Genomic DNA, 6799 nt, shown 5'->3' with positions numbered 1-6799 from the left:
TCCAGATCATCCGCGAACGCGTCCGCCCGGTCCTTCACCGGCTTCGTCGTCGCGAACAACTGCTCCGCCTCCGGCGCCCGGTAATACGCCGACAACCCCTGGAACTGGGAATGCACATCCGACCCGGCATCACGGACATGACCCGCGTCCGTCTTCAACGCCGCGTAGTCCGTCTCCAACTGCGCCAGATCACCAGTGAACTGTGGGATCTGCTCCGGTGTGATCACGCTCAACCGCCCCCGCTCGTCCGCGCGTCATCGGATCAACTCTCAACAGGATCCGATCATCATATAAAACGGACGCTCTTTGTCTGACGGGGCGAGAGGTTTGTTACGAGAGTGGGAAGTTGCGGCGCGCACGGGTCCCGGGTCCACCGAAGCTCGTCGGCGGGCCGGTAGTCGAGTCACCGGCCAGCAGGATGCCGCCCAGGAGCGCCCCGCCGACGCCGGTGGAGTGCGGGGTCGTTGCGGGCGCGGAGGTGCCGTGCATGCGGACGTCCTGTTCGGCCAGGTGCAGGGCGGTGCGGGCGAGGGCGTCGGCGGTCAGGGGTGCCTCGGTCAGCAGCCGCCGGGCGGTCGCGAGGCGCGTGCGGGCCTCGGCCCCCACCGCACCCCGGTGCGTCGCCACGAAGTCCGCCGCCCCGGCCGTCGTGCTCCGGGCGACCAGTTCGCCGGCCACCGGCAGCACCCCGGCCCACCCCGCCGCGACCGGCGCGACGGCCCGCACGACGCGGCGCAGGGCGTCGAGAGGGTCGTACGGCCCGCCGGTCAGCGTTTCGCGTACGCCGGCCAGGACGGCGTCGGCGTGCATGATGCGGGACTTCAGCTCACCGACCGGGATCCGGGCGGCGGGCGATGTCTGCGCGCCGCCCGCCGGGCCGGTCGTGCGCTGCCGCGCGCCCGCGACCTCCGCCTCCGCCTCCGCCCCCGCCATGCGCTGCCGCGCCCCCGCGATCTCCGCCTCCGCCCCCGTCAGGGCCGCCCCTGTCAGCTTCTCGGCCGTCGACAACTCCCCGGCGAGGCGCTCGACAGCGGTCTCGAAGGTCGCCCCCTGGGCGATCGCGCCCTCGGCCGCGCGCAGGTGGGCGGCGGCGAGCCCGGGGTCGTTCGCGTCGGCGGCCTGACGTGCCTGGTTGAGGTGGACGGTGGTGAACACCAGGCGGTCCTTTGCCTGTTCGACGAAGCCGACGACCGGGGCGGACGCCGTGGACGCGTACCGCCTGCCGAGTTCCGCCAGCGCCGACTCGGCGGCCGACGTACGGCCCGCCACCTCACGGAACCTCACCTCCGCCGCCTCCAGCGCGGACCGGATGTCCCGTTCCAGGCCGCGTACCGCGTCGAAGCCCGCCGCCTGCGCGTCCAGCCGCCGCCCGGCCTCCGTGCAGCGCCCGACGATCCCGGCGAGCGCCTGCCGCCGCGCCGATGCCTCCGCGGGGACCCCTTCGTCGTACCGCTGCCGCATCGCGAACGCCGCCGAGAGCTCCCACTCCGCCTCCCGCACCGCTTGTGCGAAGGGCTTCATGGCCCGCGGGGTGGACGTGGCCTCGGCGGCGGCGAGTTCCTCGCGGGAGGCGCGTACGCAGTCGTCGGCCTCGACCAGCAATGCCTGTGACTGTTCGTCGAGTGGGGTGAGGGGGTGGGACGGAGCGGGGGGCGTGGCGGACGTGGGGCCGCCCGGGGTGGTGCGGGTGCGGGTGCGCCGGGTGCGGCGGACGTAGGTGTACGCGGCCAGGACCGCCGCCGTGCCCAGGGCGACGAGCGGGAGGACGAGGTCGGCGGTGGAGGTCTCCTCCTCCTGGGCCGCCGCGCTCCGGGCGGGGGCGGTGGGGGCCAGTGCTGCCGGTCGGTCACCGCTCGACGAGGCGGTCAGCTCGGGCCACACCAGCCACAGGATCGCGATCACCCCGCCGAGCAGCGCGTGCGCGACCCGCACGGATATGTGCGCGGTCGTACGCCGGGGCCGGCGGCGGATCGAGGAGGGCGTCACATTTCGGAGCGTATGAGCAGGAATGCGGCTCCGCGAGTGGTGTGCGTCCCTTGCGTGGACCGAGCGCACCGCGGGCCGCCACCACTCGCGGTGGCGCAGCCCGCGGCCCGCATGGGTTTCGTCGCCCCCGTCACCCGTTCGCGTGAGCGCACAGGGTGCCTCGCGCCCCCGGTGTCACCGATTCGTCGGACAGTCGTCATGTTCGCTTTGCCCCCAGGGGTGCTCCCGTTAGTTGTGGAGTGGCTGTGGGCGGCCTACGTTCCACGGCACTTCCCCTAATCCCTGTGAGGGTCACCGATCCATGCGAGCTCTACTCACCAGCAAGGTCGCCCGGCGTGCCCTTCGGCCCGTCGTCGCGCTCATCGACCAGCGCATCCAGCGTGAGGTCCGGCGGGCCGTCGGAAACACCTCCTACGACGCCGTGCAGCAGGAGCTGAAGAAGGTACGCAGCCGTCAGCGGCCCCTGGAGCTGTTCTTCGACGGCACCGGGCGCGGCGCGTCACGGCTGCCGTCGACGCCTCATCTGAATCGGACGATCGCGGAGCTGACCCATGTCACCGGGAACGGGGAGGGCGCGGAGCGGGCGGTCGCGCAGTCGTTCCGGCTGCTCATCGCGATGGAGGCGCTGGGCGTCGGCCGCATAGCCGGCGGCACGATGAACATCTGCGGCAAGCTCTCCGCCGTACCGCTGCTCGACCCGCCGAACGACGAGATCCTGGAGATAGGCACGCTGTACGGCATGTTCGGCGCGGCCCTGATCCGGATGATGGAGCGGGAGGGGCGCGACCCCCGGCTGACGATCGTCGACCCGCTCGCCGGTCAGCAACTGCAGCCGGGCACCACCATGGGCGGGGACGTGACGGGCACGCCGGTGCGGGAGGCCGCCGTGCGCAGCAATCTGGCGCTGGTGGGCGCGGCCGGTGCCGCGACCCGGATCCACCAGGGCTTCTCCGAGGACCCCGAGGTGCGCGCCGCCGTCTCCGACCGGTCCTACGGCGTGGTCGTCGTCGACGGCGACCACTCCGCCGAGGGCGTGGCCAAGGATCTGGAGTGGGCCGAGCAGATCGTCGCCCCCGGCGGGATCGTCGTACTCGACGACTTCGGGCACCCGAAGTGGCCGGGCATCAAGGAGGCCTTCGAGAAGCACATGACCACCGACACCCGGTTCACCTTCCTCGGACAGGTCGCGCACTCCGGCTATCTGCGCGCCTCAGCCACCTGACGACGCGGGCCGTCGGCGGATCTTGTCTCCCAGCCAGACCAGCGGGTCGTACTTGCGGTCGACGGCCCGCTCCTTCAGCGGGATCAGGGCGTTGTCGGTGATCTTGATGCCTTCGGGACAGACCTCCGTGCAGCACTTGGTGATGTTGCAGTAGCCGAGTCCGTGTTCGTCCTGGGCGGTGCGTTTGCGGTCCAGGCCGGACTCGGCCGCCGCGTCCAGTGGATGCATGTCCAGCTCCGCGACGCGCATCAGGAAGCGCGGGCCCGCGAACGCGGACTTGTTCTCCTCGTGGTCGCGGACCACATGGCAGGTGTCCTGGCACAGGAAGCACTCGATGCACTTGCGGAACTCCTGCGACCGGTCCACGTCCTCCTGCATCATGCGGTACTCGCCCGGCCCGAGCCCGGCCGGCGGTACGAACGCCGGGACCTCCCGCGCCTTGTCGTAATTGAAGCCGACGTCCGTGACGAGATCCCGTACGACCGGGAAGGCACGCAGCGGGGTGACAGTGATCGTCTCCTGGCGGTCGAACACCGACATCCGGGTCATGCACAGCAGCCGGGGCCGCCCGTTGATCTCGGCGGAGCACGAACCGCACTTGCCGGCCTTGCAGTTCCACCGCACCGCCAGGTCGGGGGCCTGAGTGGCCTGGAGGCGGTGGATGATGTCCAGCACCACCTCGCCGTCGTTGACCTCGACCTGGAAGTCCTCCAGGCCGCCCCCGTCCGTGTCCCCGCGCCACACCTTGAAGCGGGCCTCATAGCTGCTCACTCGTACAGCTCCTCTTCGGTGAGGTACTTGACCAGCTCCTCCTTGTCGAAGAGGGCGAGCAGGTCGGAACGGATGGGTTCGGTGTCCTCACGGGTGAGGGCGATCTGGCCGCGGACCGAGTCCGTCGCCGCCAACCCGCCCGTGGGGTCGGTGAGTCGGCAGAGCAGGTTGATACGGCGCCACCTGCGCTCCATCGACGGGTGGTCCTCGCGGGTGTGGCCGCCGCGCGACTCGGTGCGCTCCAGCGCGGCCCTGGCCACGCACTCGCTGACCAGCAGCATGTTGCGCAGGTCCAGGGCGAGGTGCCAGCCCGGGTTGAACTGGCGGTGGCCCTCCACGCCCGCGCGCCGGGCCCGCGCCCGCAGCTCGGCCAGCTTCTTCAGGGCCTGCGCCATCTCCGACTCACGGCGGATGATGCCGACCAGGTCGTTCATCGTCTGCTGGAGCTCCTGGTGCAGGGTGTACGGGTTCTCCGGCGGGCCACCGGCCGGCTCCTCGACCTCCGCCTCGGCGGAGAACGGGCGCAGCGCCTCCGCCGCCGCCGAGTCCACCTGGACGTCGTCCACCCGGGGGCGGCTCGCGGCGACCCCGGCCGCGTACTCGGCGGCGTGCAGTCCCGCCCGGCGCCCGAACACCAGCAGGTCGGACAGCGAGTTGCCGCCGAGCCGGTTGGAGCCGTGCATCCCGCCGGCCACCTCACCGGCCGCGTACAGCCCCGGCACCCCGCGCGCCGCCGCCGAGTCGGACTCGACGGCGATGCCGCCCATCACGTAGTGACAGGTGGGCCCGACCTCCATCGCCTCGGCGGTGATGTCGACGTCGGCCAGCTCCTTGAACTGGTGGTACATCGACGGCAGCCGCCGCTTGATCACCTCGGCGGGCATCCGCGTCGACACGTCCAGGAAGACACCGCCGTGCGGGGAGCCGCGGCCCTCCTTGACCTCGGAGTTGATGGCCCGGGCGACCTCGTCGCGGGGGAGCAGCTCCGGGGGACGCCGGTTGTTGTCCGGGTCGTCGTACCAGCGGTCGGCCTCGTCCTCCGTCTCGGCGTACTTCTCCTTGAAGACGTCCGGGACGTATTCGAACATGAACCGCTTGCCGTCGGAGTTCCGCAGCACGCCGCCGTCGCCGCGGACGGACTCCGTGACGAGGATGCCCTTCACCGAGGGCGGCCAGACCATGCCGGTCGGGTGGAACTGCACGAACTCCATGTTCAGCAGTGGCGCCCCGGCCAGCAGCGCCAGCGCGTGGCCGTCACCCGTGTACTCCCACGAGTTCGACGTGACCTTGAAGGACTTGCCGATGCCGCCGGTCGCGATCACCACGGCGGGGGCCTGAAGGACGAAGAAGCGGCCCGACTCCCGCTCGTAGGCGAAGACACCGCTCACCCGGGAGCCGTCCTTGAGGACGCGGGTGACCGTGCACTCCTGGAAGACCTTCAGGCGGGACTCGTAGTCGCCGGTCTCGCGGTGGTCCTCCTGCTGGAGGGAGACGATCTTCTGCTGGAGGGTGCGGATCAGCTCCAGGCCGGTGCGGTCGCCGACGTGGGCGAGGCGCGGGTACTCGTGGCCGCCGAAGTTGCGCTGGGAGATCCGGCCGTCCTTCGTACGGTCGAACAGGGCGCCCCAGGTCTCCAGCTCCCACACCCGCTCCGGGGCCTCCTGGGCGTGCAGTTCGGCCATCCGCCACTGGTTGAGGAACTTGCCGCCGCGCAGGGTGTCACGGAAGTGCACCTGCCAGTTGTCGTGCGGGTTGGCGTTGGCCATCGCGGCGGCGATCCCGCCCTCGGCCATCACCGTGTGCGCCTTGCCGAACAGCGACTTGCAGATCACGGCAGTGCGGGCACCCCGCTCGCGCGCCTCGATGGCGGCGCGCAGTCCGGCGCCGCCCGCGCCGACCACGACGACATCCCACTCCTGTCGCTCGACCACGGACATCAAAAAGGCCCCACTCATCTAGAAGAAGCGCGGATCGTCGAAGACCCCGGACGCGACGAGATAGACGTAGAAGTCGGCGAGCGCCACGCTCACCAACGACGTCCAGGCGAGCAGCATGTGGCGGGCGTTCAGCTTCCCGACCCACTGCCACATCCGGTAGCGCACCGGGTGTCGGGAGAAGTGCTTGAGCTTGCCGCCGACGATGTGCCGGCAGGAGTGGCAGGAGATCGTGTACGCCCAGATCAGCACGATGTTGACGAGGAACACCAGGGTGCCGAGGCCCATGTGGCCCCACTCGTAGTTCTCGTCGCGGAAGGCGAGCACGGTGTCGTACGTCAGGATGCCGGCGACGAGGATCGCGGCGTAGAAGAAGTACCGGTGGATGTTCTGCAGGATCAGCGGGAAGCGGGTCTCACCGCTGTACTTCTTGTGCGGCTCGGCCACCGCGCAGGCCGGCGGGGACGCCCAGAAGCCCCGGTAGTAGGCCTTGCGGTAGTAGTAGCAGGTCAGCCGGAAGCCGAGCGGGAAGATCAGGATGATGATCGCGGGGGAGATGCCCCACCAGCCGCCGAAGAGCTCCCAGTTGGGTCCCCCCTTCATCGGCTCGCAGTTCTCCGCCAGACAGGGGGAGTAGAAGGGCGAGACGTAGGGGGCCGCGTAGTAGTCGGTGTTCGCGAAGGCCCGCCAGGTCGAGTACACGATGAAGGCGAACAGCCCGGCGGCGGTGGCGGCCGGCGCCAGCCACCAGCGATCGGTCCGCAGATGCGGGGCTCCGATCGCGGCGCGGGAGGCCGACCGGACGCCGCCGCCGGGGTGATGGTGATCTGAGGTTGTGGGTTCCGTACCAGTGGCCAAGGTGTGACTCCGGTCGGTCGGGACTCGG

Annotated in this window: 6 protein-coding genes; 1 reads left to right on the top strand and 5 read right to left on the bottom strand. The window is 70.8% G+C overall.

What is annotated here, in order from left to right; all coding sequences use genetic code 11:
- A partial coding sequence (locus tag ACFV6X_RS03355; protein WP_385376873.1) for a hypothetical protein occupies positions 1–227 on the bottom strand: 227 nt, incomplete at its 3' end.
- A gap of 103 nt (positions 228–330) precedes the next feature.
- Positions 331–1986 (bottom strand): hypothetical protein, encoded by a 1656-nt coding sequence (locus ACFV6X_RS03350; RefSeq protein ID WP_385376870.1) that lies wholly within the window; start codon positions 1984–1986, stop codon positions 331–333.
- A gap of 301 nt (positions 1987–2287) precedes the next feature.
- Between ACFV6X_RS03350 and ACFV6X_RS03345 the strand changes: the two genes are divergently transcribed.
- Entirely contained in the window at positions 2288–3208 is a 921-nt protein-coding gene (locus tag ACFV6X_RS03345; protein WP_385376867.1) for a class I SAM-dependent methyltransferase, read from the top strand.
- Here the strand turns inward: ACFV6X_RS03345 and ACFV6X_RS03340 are convergent.
- Genes ACFV6X_RS03340 through ACFV6X_RS03330 form a run of 3 tightly spaced genes read right to left on the bottom strand, consistent with a single transcriptional unit; the run spans position 3197 to position 6771 of the window.
- Positions 3197–3979, bottom strand: coding sequence for a succinate dehydrogenase/fumarate reductase iron-sulfur subunit (locus ACFV6X_RS03340; protein WP_385376864.1), 783 nt, complete (start codon positions 3977–3979; stop codon positions 3197–3199). The two genes, ACFV6X_RS03345 and ACFV6X_RS03340, sit on opposite strands and share 12 nt — an antisense overlap.
- Positions 3976–5916 carry a fumarate reductase/succinate dehydrogenase flavoprotein subunit gene (locus ACFV6X_RS03335; RefSeq protein ID WP_385376861.1) on the bottom strand — a complete coding sequence of 647 codons (1941 nt, stop codon included), beginning with the start codon at positions 5914–5916 and terminating at the stop codon, positions 3976–3978. The genes ACFV6X_RS03340 and ACFV6X_RS03335 overlap by 4 nt, the downstream gene beginning before the upstream one ends.
- 18 nt (positions 5917–5934) lie before the next feature.
- Positions 5935–6771 (bottom strand): hypothetical protein, encoded by an 837-nt coding sequence (locus tag ACFV6X_RS03330; protein ID WP_385376858.1) that lies wholly within the window; start codon positions 6769–6771, stop codon positions 5935–5937.
- Positions 6772–6799: the final 28 nt, after the last annotated feature.

Origin of the sequence: Streptomyces sp. NPDC059861 (assembly GCF_042731435.1) — a bacterium.
GTDB lineage: Bacteria > Actinomycetota > Actinomycetes > Streptomycetales > Streptomycetaceae > Streptomyces.
This window is presented reverse-complemented; position numbering and strand designations above follow the sequence as displayed.

Bases quoted from the DNA above. Each gene is read 5' to 3' on its own strand.
- ACFV6X_RS03345 (WP_385376867.1), top strand. From the start codon at position 2,288: ATGCGAGCTCTACTCACCAGCAAGGTCGCCCGGCGTGCCCTTCGGCCC.
- ACFV6X_RS03335 (WP_385376861.1), bottom strand. From the start codon at position 5,916: ATGTCCGTGGTCGAGCGACAGGAGTGGGATGTCGTCGTGGTCGGCGCG.